At 69.5% G+C, this 19,106-nt stretch carries 18 protein-coding genes and 5 pseudogenes; 13 read left to right on the forward strand and 10 right to left on the reverse strand.

The window, feature by feature from the left end; genetic code table 11:
- Window positions 1-9: 9 nt before the first annotated feature.
- The 5 genes and pseudogenes from AC5P1B_RS31475 to AC5P1B_RS31495 all read right to left on the reverse strand — a co-directional run bounded on the left by AC5P1B_RS31475 (window position 10) and on the right by AC5P1B_RS31495 (window position 4,590).
- On the reverse strand, window positions 10-504 hold the full coding sequence (locus tag AC5P1B_RS31475) for a site-specific integrase (RefSeq protein WP_493891402.1): 495 nt from the start codon (window positions 502-504) through the stop codon (window positions 10-12).
- Window positions 464-775: pseudogene (locus tag AC5P1B_RS31480) on the reverse strand (tyrosine-type recombinase/integrase); the annotation flags it as partial. The pseudogene AC5P1B_RS31480 and the gene AC5P1B_RS31475, both read right to left, overlap by 41 nt.
- Window positions 776-1,447: 672 nt before the next feature.
- A pseudogene (locus AC5P1B_RS31485) lies at window positions 1,448-2,463 on the reverse strand (IS630 family transposase); the annotation flags it as partial.
- Window positions 2,464-2,702: 239 nt separating this feature from the next.
- The gene (locus tag AC5P1B_RS31490; protein ID WP_493891403.1) at window positions 2,703-3,464 is read right to left on the reverse strand and encodes a MerR family transcriptional regulator; all 762 of its coding nucleotides are present in this window, start codon (window positions 3,462-3,464) and stop codon (window positions 2,703-2,705) included.
- A gap of 583 nt (window positions 3,465-4,047) precedes the next feature.
- Complete coding sequence (locus AC5P1B_RS31495; protein ID WP_493891452.1) at window positions 4,048-4,590, reverse strand: recombinase family protein; 543 nt, start codon at window positions 4,588-4,590, stop codon at window positions 4,048-4,050.
- 499 nt (window positions 4,591-5,089) lie between these two features.
- Here AC5P1B_RS31495 and AC5P1B_RS31500 point away from each other — a divergent pair, with 499 nt between their 5' ends.
- From AC5P1B_RS31500 to AC5P1B_RS31515, 4 genes are all read left to right on the forward strand, one after another.
- Window positions 5,090-6,298, forward strand: coding sequence for an NAD(P)/FAD-dependent oxidoreductase (locus AC5P1B_RS31500; RefSeq protein WP_493891404.1), 1,209 nt, complete (start codon window positions 5,090-5,092; stop codon window positions 6,296-6,298).
- An 81-nt stretch (window positions 6,299-6,379) separates the two neighbouring features.
- Window positions 6,380-7,276, forward strand: coding sequence for an RNA polymerase sigma-70 factor (locus AC5P1B_RS31505; protein ID WP_493891405.1), 897 nt, complete (start codon window positions 6,380-6,382; stop codon window positions 7,274-7,276).
- Window positions 7,277-7,556: 280 nt separating this feature from the next.
- Window positions 7,557-7,715 carry a hypothetical protein gene (locus tag AC5P1B_RS31510; protein ID WP_493891406.1) on the forward strand — a complete coding sequence of 53 codons (159 nt, stop codon included), beginning with the start codon at window positions 7,557-7,559 and terminating at the stop codon, window positions 7,713-7,715.
- A 52-nt stretch (window positions 7,716-7,767) separates the two neighbouring features.
- Complete coding sequence (locus AC5P1B_RS31515) at window positions 7,768-8,802, forward strand: NADP-dependent oxidoreductase (RefSeq protein WP_493891407.1); 1,035 nt, start codon at window positions 7,768-7,770, stop codon at window positions 8,800-8,802.
- 166 nt (window positions 8,803-8,968) lie between these two features.
- Here the strand turns inward: AC5P1B_RS31515 and AC5P1B_RS31520 are convergent.
- Window positions 8,969-9,785: pseudogene (locus AC5P1B_RS31520) on the reverse strand (Tn3 family transposase); the annotation flags it as partial.
- A gap of 215 nt (window positions 9,786-10,000) precedes the next feature.
- On the opposite strand from AC5P1B_RS31520, the gene AC5P1B_RS31525 reads away from it, so the two are divergent.
- Entirely contained in the window at window positions 10,001-10,258 is a 258-nt protein-coding gene (locus AC5P1B_RS31525) for a YlcI/YnfO family protein (protein WP_493891408.1), read from the forward strand.
- 1 nt (window position 10,259) lies between these two features.
- On the forward strand, window positions 10,260-10,631 hold the full coding sequence (locus AC5P1B_RS31530; protein ID WP_493891409.1) for a toxin Doc: 372 nt from the start codon (window positions 10,260-10,262) through the stop codon (window positions 10,629-10,631).
- A gap of 143 nt (window positions 10,632-10,774) precedes the next feature.
- On the opposite strand, the gene AC5P1B_RS31535 is transcribed toward AC5P1B_RS31530, so the two are convergent.
- Window positions 10,775-10,912, reverse strand: a complete 138-nt coding sequence (locus AC5P1B_RS31535) for a hypothetical protein (protein WP_493891410.1) — start codon at window positions 10,910-10,912, stop codon at window positions 10,775-10,777.
- A gap of 373 nt (window positions 10,913-11,285) precedes the next feature.
- Between AC5P1B_RS31535 and AC5P1B_RS31540 the strand changes: the two genes are divergently transcribed.
- Together AC5P1B_RS31540 and AC5P1B_RS31545 are read left to right on the forward strand one after the other, a co-directional pair.
- The gene (locus AC5P1B_RS31540) at window positions 11,286-11,408 is read left to right on the forward strand and encodes a hypothetical protein (RefSeq protein WP_493891411.1); all 123 of its coding nucleotides are present in this window, start codon (window positions 11,286-11,288) and stop codon (window positions 11,406-11,408) included.
- 557 nt (window positions 11,409-11,965) lie between these two features.
- Window positions 11,966-13,177 carry an ABC transporter substrate-binding protein gene (locus AC5P1B_RS31545; RefSeq protein WP_493891412.1) on the forward strand — a complete coding sequence of 404 codons (1,212 nt, stop codon included), beginning with the start codon at window positions 11,966-11,968 and terminating at the stop codon, window positions 13,175-13,177.
- Window positions 13,178-13,186: 9 nt separating this feature from the next.
- On the opposite strand, the gene AC5P1B_RS31550 is transcribed toward AC5P1B_RS31545, so the two are convergent.
- Complete coding sequence (locus AC5P1B_RS31550) at window positions 13,187-13,864, reverse strand: tryptophan 2,3-dioxygenase family protein (RefSeq protein ID WP_493891413.1); 678 nt, start codon at window positions 13,862-13,864, stop codon at window positions 13,187-13,189.
- A 198-nt stretch (window positions 13,865-14,062) separates the two neighbouring features.
- On the opposite strand from AC5P1B_RS31550, the pseudogene AC5P1B_RS31555 reads away from it, so the two are divergent.
- The 3 genes and pseudogenes from AC5P1B_RS31555 to tpg form a co-directional block, all read left to right on the forward strand.
- Window positions 14,063-14,501, forward strand: a pseudogene (locus AC5P1B_RS31555) (telomere-associated protein Tap); the annotation flags it as partial.
- A gap of 4 nt (window positions 14,502-14,505) precedes the next feature.
- A complete protein-coding gene (locus AC5P1B_RS31560; protein WP_493891414.1) occupies window positions 14,506-14,634 on the forward strand; it encodes a hypothetical protein in 129 nt (42 codons plus the stop codon).
- Window positions 14,635-14,725: 91 nt separating this feature from the next.
- Window positions 14,726-15,050: pseudogene (gene tpg / locus AC5P1B_RS31565) on the forward strand (telomere-protecting terminal protein Tpg); the annotation flags it as partial.
- 59 nt (window positions 15,051-15,109) lie between these two features.
- Here tpg and AC5P1B_RS31570 read toward each other — a convergent pair.
- Both AC5P1B_RS31570 and AC5P1B_RS31575 read right to left on the reverse strand, forming a co-directional pair.
- Window positions 15,110-15,754 carry a LysE family translocator gene (locus tag AC5P1B_RS31570; RefSeq protein WP_493891415.1) on the reverse strand — a complete coding sequence of 215 codons (645 nt, stop codon included), beginning with the start codon at window positions 15,752-15,754 and terminating at the stop codon, window positions 15,110-15,112.
- Window positions 15,755-16,093: 339 nt separating this feature from the next.
- Complete coding sequence (locus tag AC5P1B_RS31575) at window positions 16,094-17,095, reverse strand: Lrp/AsnC family transcriptional regulator (RefSeq protein WP_493891416.1); 1,002 nt, start codon at window positions 17,093-17,095, stop codon at window positions 16,094-16,096.
- Window positions 17,096-17,205: 110 nt separating this feature from the next.
- On the opposite strand from AC5P1B_RS31575, the gene AC5P1B_RS31580 reads away from it, so the two are divergent.
- Window positions 17,206-18,642 (forward strand): MFS transporter, encoded by a 1,437-nt coding sequence (locus AC5P1B_RS31580; RefSeq protein ID WP_493891417.1) that lies wholly within the window; start codon window positions 17,206-17,208, stop codon window positions 18,640-18,642.
- Window positions 18,639-19,079 carry a helix-turn-helix domain-containing protein gene (locus AC5P1B_RS31585; protein ID WP_493891418.1) on the forward strand — a complete coding sequence of 147 codons (441 nt, stop codon included), beginning with the start codon at window positions 18,639-18,641 and terminating at the stop codon, window positions 19,077-19,079. The genes AC5P1B_RS31580 and AC5P1B_RS31585 overlap by 4 nt, the downstream gene beginning before the upstream one ends.
- Window positions 19,080-19,106 lie beyond the last annotated feature (27 nt).

Here is a 19,106-nt window from a genome sequence, read left to right on the forward strand (position 1 = left end):
GCGGCGCCTTCAGCTTGTGCGACGCCGCTCGGGCTGGCCGCCGGGCGGGTGATACAAGAACGGCTTCCAGCCCGTGCGCCGGGCGCGGACCGGCTGCAGCTCAGTGACGAGATCGCCGAGGTCCACACCGTGGCGTGCGTGGAAGACGTACAGACCACTGACCGCGGACAGCTTCCGGTTGACCGTGGTCACCCCGCAGTGATGCTCCGCCGACGGCAGCATCGTGACGCGGCCGTCGCGGCCCGCGGGCGGCAGGCGGAGCCAGGCGACGAACTCGCCCAGGTCCTCCAGCCGGACCTCGCGCCAGTCCAAGCCCCGTCGGCCGAGGAAGACGAACCAGTCCTTCAGATCATGGGCGTATGCCTTGACCGTGTTCGGCGACCGCTCGATGTCGGACAGATAGGAGAGGTACCGCTCGATCGGCTCGACTATGCCGCCCTCGTCGCCGAGCACGGTCCACGACTCAAGCGACGAGGCGGGCATCAGCACCCGTTGCACCAGCATCAGACCTCCTGGGGAACTGCGTGATGGACGGCGGTAGATAACCGCCTCCACCACACAGATCTCCGCCCACCCCAGGCCCGTGCTGCACGTCAAGGACACAATCCAGAGGGCTCAAGAGAACCTGGACGAAGCGGGGGTCCCAGCCGTCTTCGATCAGGCGGGTGACGTAGGACCTTCGCAGCGAGTGGAAGTCCAGGCCGTCGTCCAAACCGAGGGCCTCGCGGTATGCCTTGAAACGGGAGTTGATCCGCTGGCAGCCGATCCGCAGGCCCCGTTCGGACGGCCAGGCGGCCGGATTGCCGTCGGTCCCGAACTGGGGCCGGACTTCGGTGAACCACTCTCCTTACGCCGAGACCAGGCCAGTAGCCCGCTTCATGCACCCCACCAGTCAGCCAGAGACAGGTTCTAGCGGAACCCCTTCATGGCCGGTTCAAGCGTGAACGCGTTGAACGTCGTGCCCTTGTGAAGGGGGGAGGGGCATTCGCTGAATCCTGGTTTAGTCGGCCCGGACCAGGAAGGACACCCCTATCCGGTCTCCTCCTGACGGCCCGGCAGGGACGGCGTGCACCGTCTCCTCGCCGACGCCGCAGTGACCTTGCGCCTCCCTCGGCGGCGCAACGCGCAAGAAGACCAGCGCATGCCTGGGGGGGAAACGACCGACCCGGCTGCCGACCGGGCTGCGCCGCATGGGCCTGCACCGGGTCTACTCCCTGTTGCCCCCACGGTCCTCGTCGGCTTCGGGATTCCTGGGCTGCTCGGGCGCGGTGGTGTCGGAGAGGCTGAGACGGTGCGGCGGTGGGACACGTTCAGCTTCACCTTGCCGTACGGCGTCATGTGGGTGCTGAACAGCGGGTTGAGGCCGCGACGGTCCTGGGAGGTGAGGGCGTCGGCCCACTCCGGTTCGGCCAGGGCGTCCTGGATCATCAATGTGTTTAGACGAGGGCGGCCGGTACTGCATCTTCTTGAGCCGGGTCTTGATCAGGGCGGTCGGCTGGTCGATACCTCGTTTGGCCAGGTTCGCCAAGGATCTCTTCAGGTGGGGACCACGCGCCCTCGACCGGGGTGAGTTCGGGTGCGTAGGGCGGGAGTTGGAAGTCAGTCAGCCAGGCGCGGGCCGCGACGAGTTGCTTCATCCTGGCGCTGACGTGGGTGTTGAGGTCGTCCCAGACGATCACCATCGAGTCTCCGAGCTGCTGGTGGGCCGCGTCCAGTAGGCAGGCGTAGTCGGTCTTGAAGCCCTTGCGCCTGCCGGGGCCAGGGCCGCGGTCGACGTGGACGCTGCAGATCAGCCGGGGCCGACGGCCCGGTTTCGTGCAAATCAGCGCGGCCATGGAGACGCGTTTGGTGCCTGCGGCGGTGACCTTCACGACGCGCGTCTGCCCGCGCCGGCCCCGACTGCGGCCCTTGGGCGGCTTCAGACCCTGACCGGCCCCGCCCTCGAAGCAGACCCAGGCACCCAGGTCTGCCGCCGTCCTTTTATGACGGGCCACCGCTCGCCCTTCCACTCGGCGATCTCCGCCTCGTCCCGTTCGGTGGCCCAGCAGGCGGGCACCTGCACGCTCCAGCCGATCCGGTGCAACAGCAGATCCACGCCGGGCAACATGTACCGGACCCCGAACCGGCGGTGGATCACCTCGGCAATTCTCGCCAGCGTCCAGGACTGGTCCTCATCCCAGCCATGCGCGGCCGGACCGCAAGCCAACTCAGCGCCCAGCTTCCGCAGTTGCGCGGAACTCGGCTTGCAGCGGGCACCGCCGGCCCCTTTCGAGACCAGGGCCTGCCGCCCGCCCGTGACCAAGACCGACGCCAACGATTCACCGACATCCGCGTCACCCGGAACCGCCGGGCCACCTCCTGGTCACTGACCCCGTCCTCGATCAGCTCAGCCGCGACAAACCGCACCTGCTCACGCCGGGCCCGCTCCTGAGCGGTCAGCCCACCGCCATCGGGATACCTCATACCTCAGGCATAGCGACCCTGTTTTTTCACGAGCCCCGGCAGCGGATATTCAGCTCTCCAGGAGGCACTCTCTCGGAGTCGAGGCTGATGTTCACGAGGGCCGACAGCACCCAGCCGGCGGCACCGTCGCAGGGCAGAAGTGCGTTTCTCGACAGCTGCGGGCCCTCTGTCGGCGGAACTGGCAAGTGGCCCGACCCGGCAGGGCCGCCGCACCCCCGCGGCGGCGGCCCGGTCCCGGCTCAGCGCAGCCGAGTTGCGGCGTACGCCTCGATGGCGGCCTGCTGGTACGCGGCCAGGCCCGGCGCGATCGACTCGTACACCGCGCGCCAGTGCTCGTTCTCCACGCAGCAACGCCCGATCGCGCGGTACTCCTCGGCGGTGGCTGCCCGGCTCTGGGCCAACGTCCCGCACTGGGTGTCGATCTCGACCTGCACCGCGTCGGCGTCAGCGGGCAGGCCGGTGGCCAACAGCTCCGCCAACCGGATCATCTGCGCCGTGCGCTCGCGCTCGTCGGCCTCGATCTCGGCCTTGCTCAACGCCGCGGTACGCCGCTCGACGGCCTCGACCAGCTCCGGGAAACCGCGCAGGACCTTCATGCACTGGGCAGGCCGGATGCCCTCGAAGAGGTTCTCCGGTCGGCTGATGCTGATCATGTCTGTGCCATCCTTCCTGGACTGTTCCAGTTCGGTGATCGTGCGGGCGACGGTGCCAGCCAGGGCATCCAGCCGGTCGCGCTCGGCGAGCAGCCGACGGTGGTGGCCCCGCAGGGCCTCCAGCTCGTCGACCTGCGTGGCCAGGACCCGGCCGATCTCAGGCAGTCCCAGGCCCAGCGCGCGCAGCACGAGAACCTGCTGCAGCCGCAGCAGTTGGCGCTCCTCGTAGTAACGGTGGCCGTTGGCCCCGATCCAGGCCGGCGGCAGCAGGTCGATATCGTCGTAGTGCCGTAGTGTCCGGGCCGTCACACCCGACATCCGGGCGACCTCCGCGATCGGCCAGGCCATCGCCGCCTCCCTCACACGTGCTTCACCGGGCCGGAAATTCCGGCCCTGCTCAGGACGGTAGAGGCTTCCGCTGCGGCAGCTTCAAGCCCAGCTCTCAGGCTTCCAGGTCGCGCGCCGATCGGCGGCCGCCCGGACGATGATCACGATTGGCCTGCTTGCGAAACCCAGCGCTGCCGAAACGCGCAAGCATCTTCGCGCGTTCCCGACGAGCTCGTGCCTCCCGAACCAGTGACGAAGTGCTGACCTTTTCTCGTGAACAGAGCCAGCGGACCCACCGCCAGTCGTCACCCAGCCGAGAACCTCCACCATTAATGATCCCCAGCACGTCAGCGCACGATCGTGGGGCATGACCCAGCTACGCCAGAAACCCGCCACGGGATGATCTTGCAGTTTGTTACGACTCGGCGTGAGGACGCGGGCCGGACGGGGGCGGGGGATGTCGTCGGTGCCCTGGCGAGCGGCGAAGTCGGCGTGGGCCGCCTCGACGGCGTCGGGGTACGCCTCGTTCTTCTCGTGCTCGGCGAGCGCGCGGTAGATGCTGGCGACACTGGGGCCCGGCCCTTGCGCCTGCCGGTGGGGATGATCAGGTCAGGCTGGATCTGCTCGACGGGCTCGCCGTTCGCCCGGCGCCGGAGCACGGTGTGCGGCATGTCCTCGATGATGACGGGCGGCCGTCCGCCGTGCTTGCCCCTGCGGGCCGCCGCGTCGAGTCCTTCGGGGTCGACTCCCGGATGTTCTCCCGCTCGGTCTCCGCCATCGCCGCGAAGAACGCGAACAGCAGGCGGCCAGGCTCGCTCGGGTCGTACATCCCGGGCAGGGGTCCGGCGAGCATCTCCAGGACCAGGCCGTGGGCGGTGAGATGGTCGGCGAGCGCGGTGAGTTCGGCGGTGTCGCGGCCGAGGCGCTTCATCTCGTACACGGTGAAGACGACCCGGCAGTGCGGGGCGTGGGCCTTGATCTGGCGGGCCAGCGCGAGGGCGGCCTCGAACTGGGACCGCACGCGGACCCTGGTGCTGATTCTCTCGGAGAGCACCTTGTCGCGCGGGATACCGTGCTTGGCGAGCGCGTCGAGCTGCGACTGGAGTTCCTGGGTGAGCGTCGAGCAGCGGGCGTACCCGATGCGGATGTCGGCGGTCGGGGTGTCCGGCGCGAGGGCGAGGGGGGATGCTCGACGTCGGCAGCATCATCGCTCGCAGAAGGCTCTTGACGGGCCGTCATGACCGTGAATGCCGTCACCAACGATTCTCAGAAGTACCCCGAACCCACCTTTGAGTGAGAACGAGTTTTGCGAACCGAACCAGAAGTGCTTCGCAGGTTCCGCGCGGACCTGTTTGATCTCACTCGGGCAAAGCCCCCCCGTTTTGGAGAGGGAGTTGGCGTACGGCTCCCTCTTCAGCCGCCCATCGCGACATGGACATGCCTGGTAGGCGGCCTGTGCGATCGAGCGATCACCAACCGAGGAAGATCGGACGTAACGCCCACTGAAAACCGCAGCCTGGCCCAACCCGGCGCCAATGCGGTCCCAGCACCAGCCGAGCCCCATGAAGTGATCTGACTCACGTCCTGTCACAGCGACCGACGGCGCGGTGTCTTGAGGCCGAATACCTGGAATCGGAGGAGGCACGATGACTGGGAACACGCATGTGGTCGTGATCGGTGGTGGATACGCGGGCGTGATGGCCGCGAACCGGCTGATGCTGCGGGACGACGTGACAGTGACGCTGATCAACCCGCGCCCGGATCTGGTCCACCGGGTCCGGCTGCACCAGCTGGTGGGCGGGTCCGACGGCGCGGTCGTCGCCTACCAGGACGTCCTGGCCGAGGGCGTCCGGGTGGTGGTCGACACCGTCACCAGGATCGACGTGGCCGAGCGCAGCGTGACACTGACGGCCGACGGCACGCTCGGATACGACTACCTGATCTACGCGGTGGGCAGCGGCAGCGCCGAACCGAGCGTGCCAGGGGCGGCCGAGTTCGCCTACCCGATCGCCACCCTGGAGGAGGCACAGCGGCTGCGCCCGGCCCTCGACGCCGCGCCCGCGACGGCTCCCGTGACAGTGGTCGGCGCCGGTCCCGCCGGCATCGAGACCGCCGCCGAGTTGGCGGATGTCGGCCGCCGGGTGACCCTGGTCTGCGGAGGTGTGCTCGGCCCGTACCTGCACACCCGGGGCCGGCGCTCGGTTGCGAAGCGGCTGGCCAGGCTCGGTGTGACGGTCATCGACGGCTCTGACGCGATGGTGACGGCGGTGACCCGCGACGTTGTGCGGCTCGCCGACGGCCGTGAGCTGCCGAGCGAGGTCACCGTCTGGACCGTCGGCTTCGGCGTTCCGGATCTGGCCGTCCGCAGCGGGCTGAGCACCGACGCGGTGGGGCGCCTGCTCACGGACGAGACGCTGACCAGCGTGGACGACGCGCGCGTCCTCGCGGCCGGGGACTCGGCGGCACCATCGGACCTGCCGTTGCGGATGAGCTGCCTGAACGCGGTGCCGCTGGGCGCACGGGCCGCCGATACCGTGCTCAGCCGACTCGCGGGTGAGCAGCCGGAGAACCTCCATCAGTCGATGTACGCCCAGTGCATCAGCCTGGGCCGAAGCGCGGGCATCTACCAGTTCGCCAACAGGTCCGACGTCGCTGTGTGGCTGCACATTGACGACGGCCCGGGCGCCAGGATCAAGGAAGCGGTCTGCGAGGGCATCCCCAAGCACCTGGCCGGAGAGGCGCACAAGCCCGGTTCATTCAGGCTGCACCGCATGCCGGGAGGTGTCGCCAAGCGCCAGCAGCTGCTGCGCGCCCACCGCGCCGAGGCACCGGCCGCCGCCGACCGGGCAGCCTGACCGGTGCCTGCTGCTGTGGACGCATGCGAACGCGGTCGGCCGCCAGGGCCGACCGCGAAGGACGAGGAGAGGGGACGAGAGATGAGCGACGACGCCACCGATCCGGCGACCGAGACGTTCATCGCCCACCGCAACCTGCTCTTCACCGTCGCCTACGAGATGCTCGGATCGGCCGCTGACGCCGAAGACGTCCTCCAGGAAACCTGGCTGCGCTGGGTCAAGGCCGACCAGGGGCAGGTGAACGACCAGCGCGCCTACCTGGTGCAGATCACCACCCGGCAGGCGCTCAACCGGCTGCGCACCGTGAAGCGCCGCAGGGAGGCGTACGTCGGCTCCTGGCTGCCCGAGCCGCTGCTCACCACGCCGGATGTGGCCCAGGACATCGAGCTCGCCGAGAGCGTGTCGATGGCGCTCATGCTCGTCCTTGAGACGCTGTCACCGACCGAACGCGCCGTCTTCGTACTGCGCGAAGCCTTCGATATCGGCTACGACGCGATCGCCGAGGCCGTCGGCAAGAGCCCCGCAGCCGTCCGCCAGATCGCCCACCGCGCCCGCCAGCACGTCGACGCCCGCCGCCCCCGCCGGGTGGTCTCCTCGCACGAGGGCCAGGCGGTCCTGGAGTCGTTCCACCGCGCGGTCGAAACCGGTGACCCGCAGGCCCTCCTTGAGGTGCTCGCCCCCGAGGTCGTCCTGATGAGCGACGGCGGCGGCATCAAACACGCCGCGCTGCGGCCGGTCACGGGCGCTGCGCAGGTGGCCCGTATGTTCGCCGGCGGCATCGGCAAGTTCGAGGACACGCTCACCGCCGAACCGACCGTGGTCAACGGCAACCCGGCACTCCTCGTCCGCCTGGACGGCGAGATCGACGGCGTTATGTCGATCCGTGTCCAGGACGCCCGCATCACCGGCCTCTACTACGTCCGCAACCCGGAGAAACTGTCCCACGTCACATCTGCGACCCCGCTCACCCTGCGCTGAACACCAACGGCCCCCGACGCGCGGACGTCAATCCTGCCAAGACCAAGGGACCCTGATGAACCTTGCTTCGTGCGATCCGTGGCCGGACTGCTGGCGGTCGCCTTCCTGACCGCAAGCGCCAGCAAGCTGTTCGCGCCCAAGGAGAAGCTAGCCGTCCTCCCTGCTGGGGGATGGGTCGAAGACGTCAGCGCTGGGGCCGTCAAGGCCATCGGAGCCGTCGGGGTCCTGACCGCGATGGGTTTGATCCCGTCTTGCCGTACTCGAAATCGCGACGGTTCTGGTGCCACTGGCCGCCACCGGCGGGGTGCTGCTGATGGCCGGCGCGGTCATCACACGCCTGCGCCGTCACGAAGCGGCGATCGGGGTGGACCTGGCCTACCTCGCCCTGGCCGCCTTCGTGGCGTGGGGCCGCTTCGGCCGCGTGTCCTTCACCAGCTGACCCGCCAGGGAGATAACCGATGAGCCATGCAAGCGAGCGAAGGGGAGAAACCATGAAGGCAGTGCGTTACCACTCCTACGGCGGCAGTGACGTCCTCGTCTACGAGGAGGCAGACCGGCCGGTGCCAGGTGTGGGCCAAGTAGTGGTGCAGGTGGCCGGCACCTCGTACAACGACGCGGACTCCGGCCTCCGCGCGGGATTGCGACAGGACCTGCTCCCACTGGCCTTCCCGCACATTCCCGGCCTCGACCTGGCCGGAGTCATCACCGAGGTCGGCGAGGGCGTGCCCCACTGGAGCGTGGGGGACGCGGTGGTCGCGCTTCTGCCGGCGGCCGCGCCCGGCGCGGCCGCCGAATACGTCGCCGCATCCGCCGAGGCGCTGGCCACCGCTCCCCGCACCGTCGAGCTGGCCGACGCCGCGGCCCTGCCCCTCGTCGGGCTGACGGCATGGCAGGCCCTGTTCGAACACGCCGACCTCAAGCCCGGGCAGAACATCCTGATCAACGGCGCAGGCAGCGCAGTGGGCGGGTATGCCGTCCAGCTTGCCGCGCAGGCCGGTGCCACCGTGACCGCGACCGCCGGTGCGCGCAGCCGCGACCGTGTCCGCTCCTACGGCGCGGACCGGATCGTCGACTACGCCGTGACTCCCGTTGTGCGGGCGCTGGCCGGGCAGCACTTCGACGTGGTGCTGCAGCTGGCTCCCGGCAGCCCTGAGGAGAACGCGCAGCTGGTGGACCTGGTCGCCGACGGCGGAACCTTCGTCAGCGTCACCACTCCCGGCCCGCAGGATGCCGGGCGCGGGGTGCGCACGGTGTACGTGTTCGTGCGCGGCGACGTCACCCAGCTCGCCGAGCTGGTCGCCCGCGTCGACGCTGGAGATCTGGCGATCGAGGTGGCCCAGCGGCTGCCACTGGCCGACCTGGCCACGGTCCACGCCCGCGCTGCCGGCCGGTTCGCCCGGATCGCCGAGCTGACTGCCCGGGTCGAGGGCGGAGAGCTGGCCGAGCGGCTGCGTGCCAACCAGGCCGCGGTCCGCGCCCCGGCTGCCGCCGGAGAGCTGGCCGGCAAGACCGTCCTGACCCCCTGACCCGAGCGACGCCGGCACCGGCCCGGTGAATGTGACCTGGCGTTCCCGGGCGGCCTGCAACCCCGACAAGCTCCGGCCGTGGACGGGGGGGCACAGCGCTGGGACCAAACCCGCTCGACCGCACCCTTGGCCAGATGCCCGACGGCCAGGGCATCGGCGCCGGCCGTCAGTCCCCGTCCTCGCCGTCCTCGAAGGCGTCCGGGTCGCGGAAGAAGCGCAGACCCTGGCCGGGGCCGCTGGCCTTGATATTGAAGAGGTAGCGGCCCCGGGAAGTTGATGTGCCGGTCCTTGCGGGGAGAGCCGGGCGACGTCCTCGTCCTTGGCGTCGGGCCCGCGGCGCGGAGCTGGGCGACGGCGGCGTCCAGGTAGCGGGTCTTCCGCAGCACGACCGCGTTGAGGACCAGGCCGAGGGCGGCGAGCTGATCTTCCTGGCCCTCGCGGTACGCCTGGCGGATCGGGCCCCGGCCGCCGTGGCAGATCGCGCGGGCCAGGCGGTGGCGGGACTCCTGCACGGTGAGCTGCCGGTTCACCAGACGGCGGTAGGTGTCGTCCATCGGGTCGACCAGGGCGAGCAGGTGCATGGTCTTGTCGATCCGTCCGTACTCCGCGAACGCGGCGCCCAGCGGGCTGGGGTGTCCCTCGCGGCCGAACATCCGCAGCAGGTCGTAGGCGCGGACCTGGTCGTTGACGGCGTTGAGCCAGGTCACGCCGCGTTTGTAGCTGTAGTACGTGGGCGAGGGCTTGGTGTTGATGCTCTTGACGGGGACGACGAAGCGCAGGCCGTCGACGGAGGCGAGCAGCCCGCCGCCCCACATCTGGGCCAGCTCGATACGGGACTGGGCAGCGATCAGCGCGGCGTTCGCCGCGGCGAGGGTGTCGGCACGTACGTAGTTCTGGTCGACGTGCGACAGCCGCGAGCGCGTCAGGGCCTTGTTCTCCGGGTCGATGACCGGGGTCAGACCGATGTTGCAGCTCTGCGAGACCCTTCTGTGTCGCTGATCAGCCGATCTGTGTCAGGGCCGCCAGCCGGACCCGGCACAGGGGCCGGCTGGGTCCCGGGTCCGGTGTTCTCCCTGGTCGACGCGGTTCGGCCGGGCGGCTGAGTTCCTGGGTCCCCGTCTGCCTGGGGCAAGCCTCTTTCGTGGCGATTCTGCTGAAATCCGTACCCGCGCTGTACGGCCTGCTGTACGTTCGGGGCATGTCGAAATCAGTGACGATCCGGGTCCCCGAGGACCTCCACGCCCAGCTGCAGGAGCGTGCTGAGGCCGAGGGCACCACGGTCACCGCGCTCATCACCGAGGCCGCGCTCAACGCGGTCCGTGACCCCCGTCTCGAAGGCGCCGCGGAGGTCTTCCGCCAGTTCGTCACGGACAACGCGGACGCGTTCGACGCGGCGTTTCCCGACGACGCCCCCGCCCGCATCGACGCTGCCGGGCACCAGGGGCGGGCTGCCTGACGTGGAGCTCCACATCGACATCCGCTGGCTGCTGGAGCGCCAGGCGGAGGTGCTGCCCAAGCACCCCGAAGTCCACGACTTCTCCAACCTCGTGGCCGCCATCGCCCGCCACCGCGTCAACACCCCGCAAGTCGGTGTCACGGTCGACAACGCCTGGCGCGCAGCAGCCCTCATGCACGCCGTCATCCGGCTGCGCCCGCTCCCGGCACGCAACGCCCTGTACGGTGCTGCGATCGTCGCGTCGTACATGGACGTCGCGGGCGAAGCCATCGACCCGCCATACGGCGCGCTGATCGACCTCGCACGCGACATCGACACCGGCCGCGCCGACGGGTACGACGCAGCCGGCCGCATCCGCTCCTGGCGGATCTGACCACCGGCCCGGCACCGGGAAAGGGCGCAGGGCCGCCTGCTGCTCGTGCCGCGCCGACAACCTGCGGTGGTGGCGACCGTCAACCACGGTGACCGTCATCGAGACTGCGGGGCACGAACTCCTCCTCTCCTCTTCCTGTCGGGTCAGCGGGCGAAGGCTTCGGTCAGGCGCACGCTGTAGCCGTCCTCTTCCATCACCACGACGGTGACGCCGAACGGGTCGGGGTGGTTCAGCTCGATGGGGGTGAAGGCGAAGTTCACCGCGGCCTGGATGGGCGGCACCAGCGCGCCGCCGGGCTGCGGCGCGGGGGCTGCCCTCCAGTCGGGGGTGACCGATGCCCAGCCCTCGGGGCTGCGTGCCAGGAGCTGCTCGGTGTGGGGGGAACTGATGCAGCACGTGCCCGCTCTGGGGGGCGAGCACCTTGTTCAGGCACGGTGCCGGGCCGACGAAGGGCAGCTCGCGGGCATTGGCGACGTCGTGGGTCTCCCGGGCGAGGACGACCTCGTCCGCGTCGGCTGCGGCGGCGATGTTCGCGAGCTCCGCGATGCCGGCGAGCGCGTCCTGGCCGACCATGAGCGGGCGGACCCCAGATCAGCCCGACCAGCTCGCCGCGCACCAGCGGCATCATGAGCGGGCGCGGCACCGATCGCGAAGGTGCTCGGAGTCTCCCGCAACACCATCTACAACTACGTTCCCGAGCTGAAGGGCGGTCGCCTCGCCCTCGCCGAGGCCGAACCTGCCACTTCGCTGCCCGGCCCAGCTGCCCCCTCGAACTGACCGGTCAGCCGATATCGCGCACCAGAATGTTACCGAGAGCTACCTTGCCCCTGGTGACAGCTTCCTTGAGTACACCCCACATATCCACCGGATTGGAGCTGGCAAGAACTCAAGAGGCGTAACAACGCCGGTTCCTCGCGTATACCTTCCCGTCTCGCTCACCGGGCCTGACCCATCCGGCAGTGCTGGGCCGACCCGACCTTGTCGAGGCTGCTCTCGCCCTTCCCGGCGATCCCCGGTTCAGGCTGCCTCCAGCTTCACCTCGACGCTACGACGGCGAGGCGACGGTGGTCTCCCACCTCCGTCCGAAACAACAGCACCTCGTGGCGCACTGACACGGTTCTTACCCTCACTACGACATGCGGCGTCGTCCTGTCTGTCGGATCGTGGTGCTGGCGGGCCTCGCAGCCCTCGCAGTGCTCGGAGAACTTCTCTGCTGCGGGTTGGGTACGGGCGCGGTGGTGGCTTGTGCTGGGTCTGTGGCCACCTGGGCGGTGAGGGGAGCCAGGGCGCCGGTGTGGCAGCGGCCCGAGGGAGGCCATGAGTGGAGGAACACGATGGGCTCAGGAAGACAGGCGGGTACGGCAGCGACGGCCTGTATCGGTGTGGTCGCGCCGCTTACTGGGCGGCTGGCCCCGCTGGGTGAGCCGCTGTCGTTCGTGCTGCGGGCCCTGGCACCGCGGCTGGACGGCATGACCTACGGCGGCCGTCGCCTGCGGGTCGCCGTGCGCGACAACCGCTCCGAGCCGGACGCGGCCCGGCAGGCCGTGCGGGAGCTGGCCGAGGAGGAACGGGCGTCTTTGGTACTGACCATGGCCGGTACGCAGGTGCTGCCCGCGGTGACCTCGGCCTGCGAGGAGCTTGGTGTGCCGTGCGTGTCGACCACCTTTCCCTGGCATGCCTTCGGCGCCGCGCGGGGCGGGGACCCGATGGCTGTCTTCGACTGGACTTACCACTTCGCGTGGGGGCTGGACGACATCGCCAACGCTTTCGCAGACCTGTGGGAGAAACTTGAGGGCGAGGCAGTCGTCGGCTGCCTGTGGAACGACGGCCTGCAGGGCAGGTTGTCGCGGGACCAGCAGTTCGGCTTCACGGCCGCAGCCGCCCGTCGCGGGCACCGGCTCGTCGACCCGGGCGGCTACCAGGAGCCGGCCACCGATTTCACCAGGCACGTGGAGCGGATGCGTGGTGCGGGTGTGGATGTCGTCACTAGTGCCGCCACCGCCGGCGACCTGGCGTTGTTCCTGCGCCAGGCACGCGAGAGCGGTGTGCGGCCGCGGCTGGTGACGTGCTCGCGCTGGCTGACCTACCCGCACGCCGCGGTCGCTCACTCGCCGCAGGTGCGCGACGAGCTGGCCGACATGCGGGTGGGCACACTGGTGTACTGGTCGCCCGGGCACCCGTACCGCTCCAGCCTCGACAACAGCAGCTGCGAGGAACTCGCCGACACCTACGAGGAGACGACCGGAAGGCCGTGGCTGCAGCCCCTCGGTCTGGCTCACGCCCTGCTCGAAGTCGCCCACCACGCGCTGGCGACCACTGCTGATCCCACCGACCGGGCGGCCATCGCCGCGACCTTGGCCCGTACCCGGCTCGACACCATCGTCGGCCCTCTGGACTGGACCGCCGGGCCCACCCTCAACGTCGCCACGGTGCCCTTGGCCGGAGGCCAGTGGCAGCCCGGCCCCGATGGACCCCGCTTGCAGATGATCAGCACTTCCCGCACCCCCGGCGTCCCGGTCACCGCGCAGCTCATCGCCGCCCGCTGAGCAGCGCGCTCAGCCGGGGCCAGGGCCGGGAACGGGCTCCGTGGCGCCGGTGTCGTACGGAGGCAGGGCGATACGCGATCGCAGATAAGCCAGCCCTGAAGTGCCACCGGTACCGGGCTGGTCGCCGATCATCCGCTCCACCAGCAGCAGATGGCGGGTCCGCCACCGCGTGACCGCCGAGCGCAACGTCCACCACGCCTTCACCGCCTCGTCGCCGCCAGGACCGCCCGGCGCACCCGACGTACCCGTCTCGGTGCCCGGCCGCTGGGACGGCGAGTGCGAGCCCGTCTCGTCGATGAGGGCGAACAGCGTGGCGAACTGGCTGGACTGGGCACCGCTTGCGTTGTCCAGCAGCGGCCGGAAGGCGGCGAACCTCTCCGGTGAGAGGTGTTCGAGTACCGCGAGGTGCTGCTCCAGCAGGTCCACGATCGCCGTCGCCCGGCGTACGTGTGCAAGGGTGCGGCACTCCCGGTCGGTATCCGGATCGGGGTCTTGGGCCGGTTGCCGGGCCATCTCCAAGTCGACCAACGCCTGGCTGGCCAGGACCTCGGCGGACTGGTGCACGGCGATGAAGAAGTGCTCGTCTGCCCACTGCGCCGGCTGCCTTTCGGCGGTCCGGGGGCGCTGCAGGGCCAGAAGGTCCGGCAGGCGCAGGTAGCACGCGTAGGGAGTTTCCGCGGAGGCCATTCCTGACGTCATGACAAGCCGACTTCCGGAGCCGCCTGAACGGCTCCCAGCAGAACGTGGCTGACGACGGCCGTTCGGGCAGCGGTTGGCGAACTCATGCCTACGCAACGATCACCACGGCGCCCGGGACACGGATTCCCCGCTGACGCAGCGTGGGTTCGGGCCGTGGGCGCGCGGATCTACCGTCCCGCACAGGCCGGGCAGCGCCCCCAGGGACCGGCCTGGTACCAGACGCACACCGTCGCCTACGCCCAGGAGTTCGGCTGCAACGTCCAGCCCACCGAGGCGTACCCGCGCCGCGAGACCGGCGCGTGCCTGGACCCGTGGCACGATCGGCTCAGAACCACCTACGTCGGCACCCTCGCCGACCTGCGCGTCACCAAGGACCTGGACGACCCCGAGTTCATCACGGCGATGGAGCGGCATAAGCAGGTCGACCCAGGCCTGGCGGCCGTCCTCGCCGCCATCAAAGCGACCGTCAAGGGCGGCGTGGGCAAGCTGCGCGAGCGCCCGCAGGGCAAGTCGCGAAGCTGGAGGGAGTCCAGGAGATGCTCTGGGCGATCGACCTGATGAGAAGGGCCTCAACCCGGCCCGCCACATCCAGGGCGGCCACGCCGTCCTGGACGAAGGCGAGTAGGGCCGTGCCCGACGTCCACACCGGCACGAGGCCGCCCCGGCTGGAGGCCGGTGCGGAACTGGACCGGACGCTGGACCGCCTTCAGGTGGACGCCCTGCAATTCTCCATGCGCACCCACCGCATCTCGCCGTAGTCCGCGCTCTGGATGCACGGCCCGTGCGAGACCTGGTTCCGGCTCGTTGCCCCCGACGGTCAGGTCGCCACCCCCGAAGGGAGCTGACACCGTGCGAGAGATCGACGACGCCATCGAGCGGGCCGACGAGAGACGTTCACCCGGGAGCCGCCCAAGACCCTCCAGGGCCGCATCGACTACCTGCTCAAGCAGATGAAGACGCGAAGGCCGTCACCGCGGAGCTCGGCGTCACCGCCGACTCCGTCAACCACTACCGGCGCGGCGCGCGAAAGAACCCGCCCAAGGACATCGCCGCGAAGATCGACGACGCCGTACGGTCCCGCCAGCAGCCCCAGGTCCGCAAACGCCGACGCAAGCAGACCGCCGCGACCGGCATCACGGTGGAGACCAGGGCCCGGTTCGGCTACCGGGTGCCATCTGCGTCCCCGTAACGGCACTCACAGCAGGACTGGCGTCACAGTGACGTGGGCCTGGCTCAGGTGGGGACAGCACTGCGGGACAGAGCGGTGCGCAGCGCGAAGGCGCCGAGCAGGCCGCCTGCCGTGAACCGCTGGGCGGTCATGGCGCGGGGCCGGGCGGCCAGAAACCCTGACACCCGCGCTGCGCCCAGCATGATCAGAGCGTTTACGGAGATCCCCACGACGATCTGCACACCACCGAGCTGCAGCAGTTGGCCCCAGGCCGGACCTGCCTGCGGGTCCAAGAACTGGGGCAGTAGGGCGGCATACATCAGAGCGATCTTGGGGTTGAGCAGGTTGGTCAGCAGCCCCATCGAGAACAGACGGGCGTCGGAGACCGGAGGCAGGTCTTGGGCCGGGGCGAAGGGCGAGCGGCCGCCGGGCTTGAGCATGCCCCAGGCGAGGTAAGCCAGGTAGGCGGCCCCGGCAAGCTTGATCACCGTGAATGCCATCGGCACGGCGGCGAACAACGCAGACAGGCCCGCAGCCGCGGCCAGCAGATAGCACACGAATCCCACGGCGGTCCCACTGAGACTGACCAGGCCCGCCCTGCGTCCTTGGGTGATCGCGCGGGAGGCGAGGTGGATCATGTTCGGTCCCGGAGTCAGCGCCATGCCCAGTTCGACCAGGGCCACTCCTCCGACTGCGGTCAGAGTGATCACCGGTCAACCTCCAGGTCGTTCGTCGGGCACCTGATACGGAAGGGGTCACCCGGCTGCAAGGACGGGCACGACGCATGAGCAGCGCCTGCCTCGCCCGCTGCAGGATACGGCCTTGCCGCTCGGCATCTCCACGCGCCCCCGACCCGTTCCTGGCCCGTCGACGACATCAAGTGCCGAGCCCGTAACTGCAACGACGCCGGCAACCTGGGTGCCGACAACGCTGCCTGAGGCGGCCGAACGGAGCACAACGCCGCAGGAGCCAGTTCCCATTCGAGTGAGTGGGCACCGAAGAAGTATCGGCCGTGGTGTGGTCCGAGCGGTGCGGTGTTTCGGGCACTGCTAGGTGTTGCGGGGCAGGACCTTGTTGACGCCGTCGGGGGTACGGATGGTGCGGGCGTGCTTGACGTAGGGGCTGGTGAGGCTGGTTTCGATATGCAGTACGCCTTCGACGTAGGCCAGCGTGGAGCGCACGTAGGTGTACAACTCGTGGATCGTCCTGGTGGCGACTGCCGCGTAAAGGTTGGTCGGCCCGGTGACGGCAGCGACGAACGTGGTTGGTAGGTGCCGGGCGAGTGCGTCTCCGGCGTCGTGGAGGCGTCCGGGACTGACGTCCAGATACAGCGTCGCGCCGATGGGGTAGCCCAGCTGGAGTGGATCGAGGTCTCGGTCGAGGCGGATCGCCCCGGAGGCCAGCAGGGTTTCGAGGCGTCGTCGTACCGTCGCTTCGGCCTGCCCTGTCGCGGCGGCAACGCGGGCGGCGGACTGCCGCGCGTCCTGGCTGAGCGCATCGAGCAGGCTATGGTCCTGGGCCTTCAGCTGGGGGGCGCTCTGGCACGGTTCGTCATCGTGCGGCTCGTCGGTACGGATCCGGTTGCGCTGCTCGTCATCGAGCTGGTCGGGGAAGCCTTCCCAGTCGGCATGGCCAGGTGTGCGGAAGTGGTGGAGCACCTCGTACACCGTGACGGCGGTGACTCGTCCCGTCTTGGGGAGCTGTTCGAGTAGCAGGTGGTCGCGGGCCGGTGTGGAGGCGGCGCGTACGCCGCAGAGGATTTCTCCGCCGGCTCCTGCGGTCCTGATCCAGGCAACGTCGTCGTGGCGCGCAAGGGCGTCGGCGAGGCGGGTGCCTGATCCGGGGTGAACGTGCAGTCTGAGCAGCTGGCCGTTGTCGTCATCGCGTGGTGGCGGCATGGCCACCACGCGGACGACGCCGCGTTCGACCAAAGCGCGATAGCGCCGCGCGACGGTGTGTTCGCTGGCCTCCAGGACGGCGGCCAGCTGGCGGAACGGGACCCGCCCGTTTACTCCAAGTGCGTGCAGGATCTGGTGGTCGAGCCGGTCCACAGAAAGCCTCCTTGAACATTACTGCTTGACACCGTCCCATTGATGCTAGTTCCGCTCGAATCAGGTCGAGCAGCGATCCATGCCGCTCAGATCCTGCTGATCCTGGGCGCATGATGACTGACAGGGTTGCCGGTGACATTCCGGCTCATGCCGAACACCGTGCCTTCAGACGGCAGGCCGCCTTGGGCGGGCTTCTGCTCGCCGAGGCGATGAATCTGCTGGATGCGAGTATCACGACCGTCGCTGCGCCGGTGATCCGCGCTGACCTCGGCGGACCGCCTTCGAGTATTCAATGGGTCGCTGCGGCCTACACCCTCCCCTTCGCCATCGCGCTGATCCCCGGTGGCCGCCTGGGCGACATCCTCGGCCGCCGCCGGGTGTTCGTGGCCGCCGTGCTCGGCTTCCTCGTCTCGTCTCTCACGTGCGCCGCCGCGCCGGGCATGTCCGTGCTGCTGGTGGCACGTGTCCTCCAGGGCGTGTTCGCCGGGCTCGTCATTCCCCAGACCATCGGCCTCATCAAAGCGGCGTTCCGTGGCCCGGCACTCGGCAAGGCTCTGGGCCTGATGGGCCCGGTGATGGGCCTGACAGCGGTGGCCGGGCCAGTGCTCGGTGGCGTGCTGACCCGCGCCGACCTCGCCGGCCTTTCATGGCGTGGCGTCTTCCTGGTCAACGTGCCACTCGGAGTCCTCGTCCTCGCCGGCGCGCGCTACTTGGTCGAGGACCGAGCGGCACGTAGGCCCGGTCTCGACATCGTCGGAGTCTTGTTGAGTGCGGCCGTCGCTGCCGCGATCACCGTGCCCGTGATCAACGAGGCGATGTCACTGCGGCTGAGGACGCTCTTTGCTGTCGCGGCACTCGTCGGAGCCGTCGCGCTGATCGCCCATGTTCGACGGCTCGGCAGAAAGGGGCGAGACCCCATCGTCGCACCCAGCCTCTTCCACGATCGAGGGTTCCCCTCGGCACTCGCGACGAGCACCGTGTACTTCGCCGTCTCCACCGGATTGGTGTTCACGGTGGTCCTCTACGTGCAAAGCGGCCTGCACGGCTCGGTACTGACGGCCAGCCTGACCGTACTGCCGTTCTCTGGCGGCCTCGCCGTCTCCTCACTGATCGCGGGCCAGAAACTGCTGCCCAGGCTGGGGCCCACGCTCATGCTTCCCGGTATCGGCATCCTGGCACTCGGTTGCCTTGGCGGAGCTGTCGCCTCCAGCGTCGCTGCCGCGCCCGTGGCGGCCTCCCTCTGGATACCGGCTTCACTGGCCGTGGCCGGGCTCGGCGGCGGACTCCTGACCGTGCCGTTCTTCACAACGGCGCTCTCCCGGGTCGAACCGCACGAGACCGGCTCAGCCGCCGGCCTGCTCAACAGCGTCCAGCAACTGGGCGGAACCCTCGGCGTGGCCCTTCTCGGCGCGACCTACCTGAACCACACCAGCAGCCCGGGGCATGCGCTCACCCTCGCATTCGCCAGCTGCCTCGCGCTGGTGCTCCTCCTCGCCCTCACCGCAACGGGCATGCTGCGGCCCCAGCCCACGCGGACCGCGCGATGACACACCGCAATGCCCCGCTGACAGTCCAGGGCAGGCGACGCCTGGTGGAGCGCTGCCAAACCCGCCCGATCGCACACGTCGCAGCCGAGATGGGAATCTCTCGCGCGTGTGCGTCGAAGTGGGACAACCGGTGGCGGCGGCACGGCGAACTCGGCCTGCTGGACCAGCCGTCGACCCCGCACACCAGCCCGAACGCTACCCCGCCCGAGATCATCGCTCAGATCGAGACCTGGCGCCGCGAGCACGAGTGGTCCGCCCAGCGGATCACCCACGAATTGGCTGCGGCCGGGGTCGGCATCAACCGCCGCACCGTGACCCGGCACCTTGCACGACTCGGGCTGAGCCACCGCCGGAACCTCGACCCGTCTGGCGAGTCCAACCGGGAAACACGCAAGATCACCGCCCGCTGGCCAGGCCTATGGTGCACCTGGATGTGAAGAAGGTCGGACGGATCTCCCCGATGG

This window comes from Streptomyces sp. A01 (genome assembly GCF_059026195.1).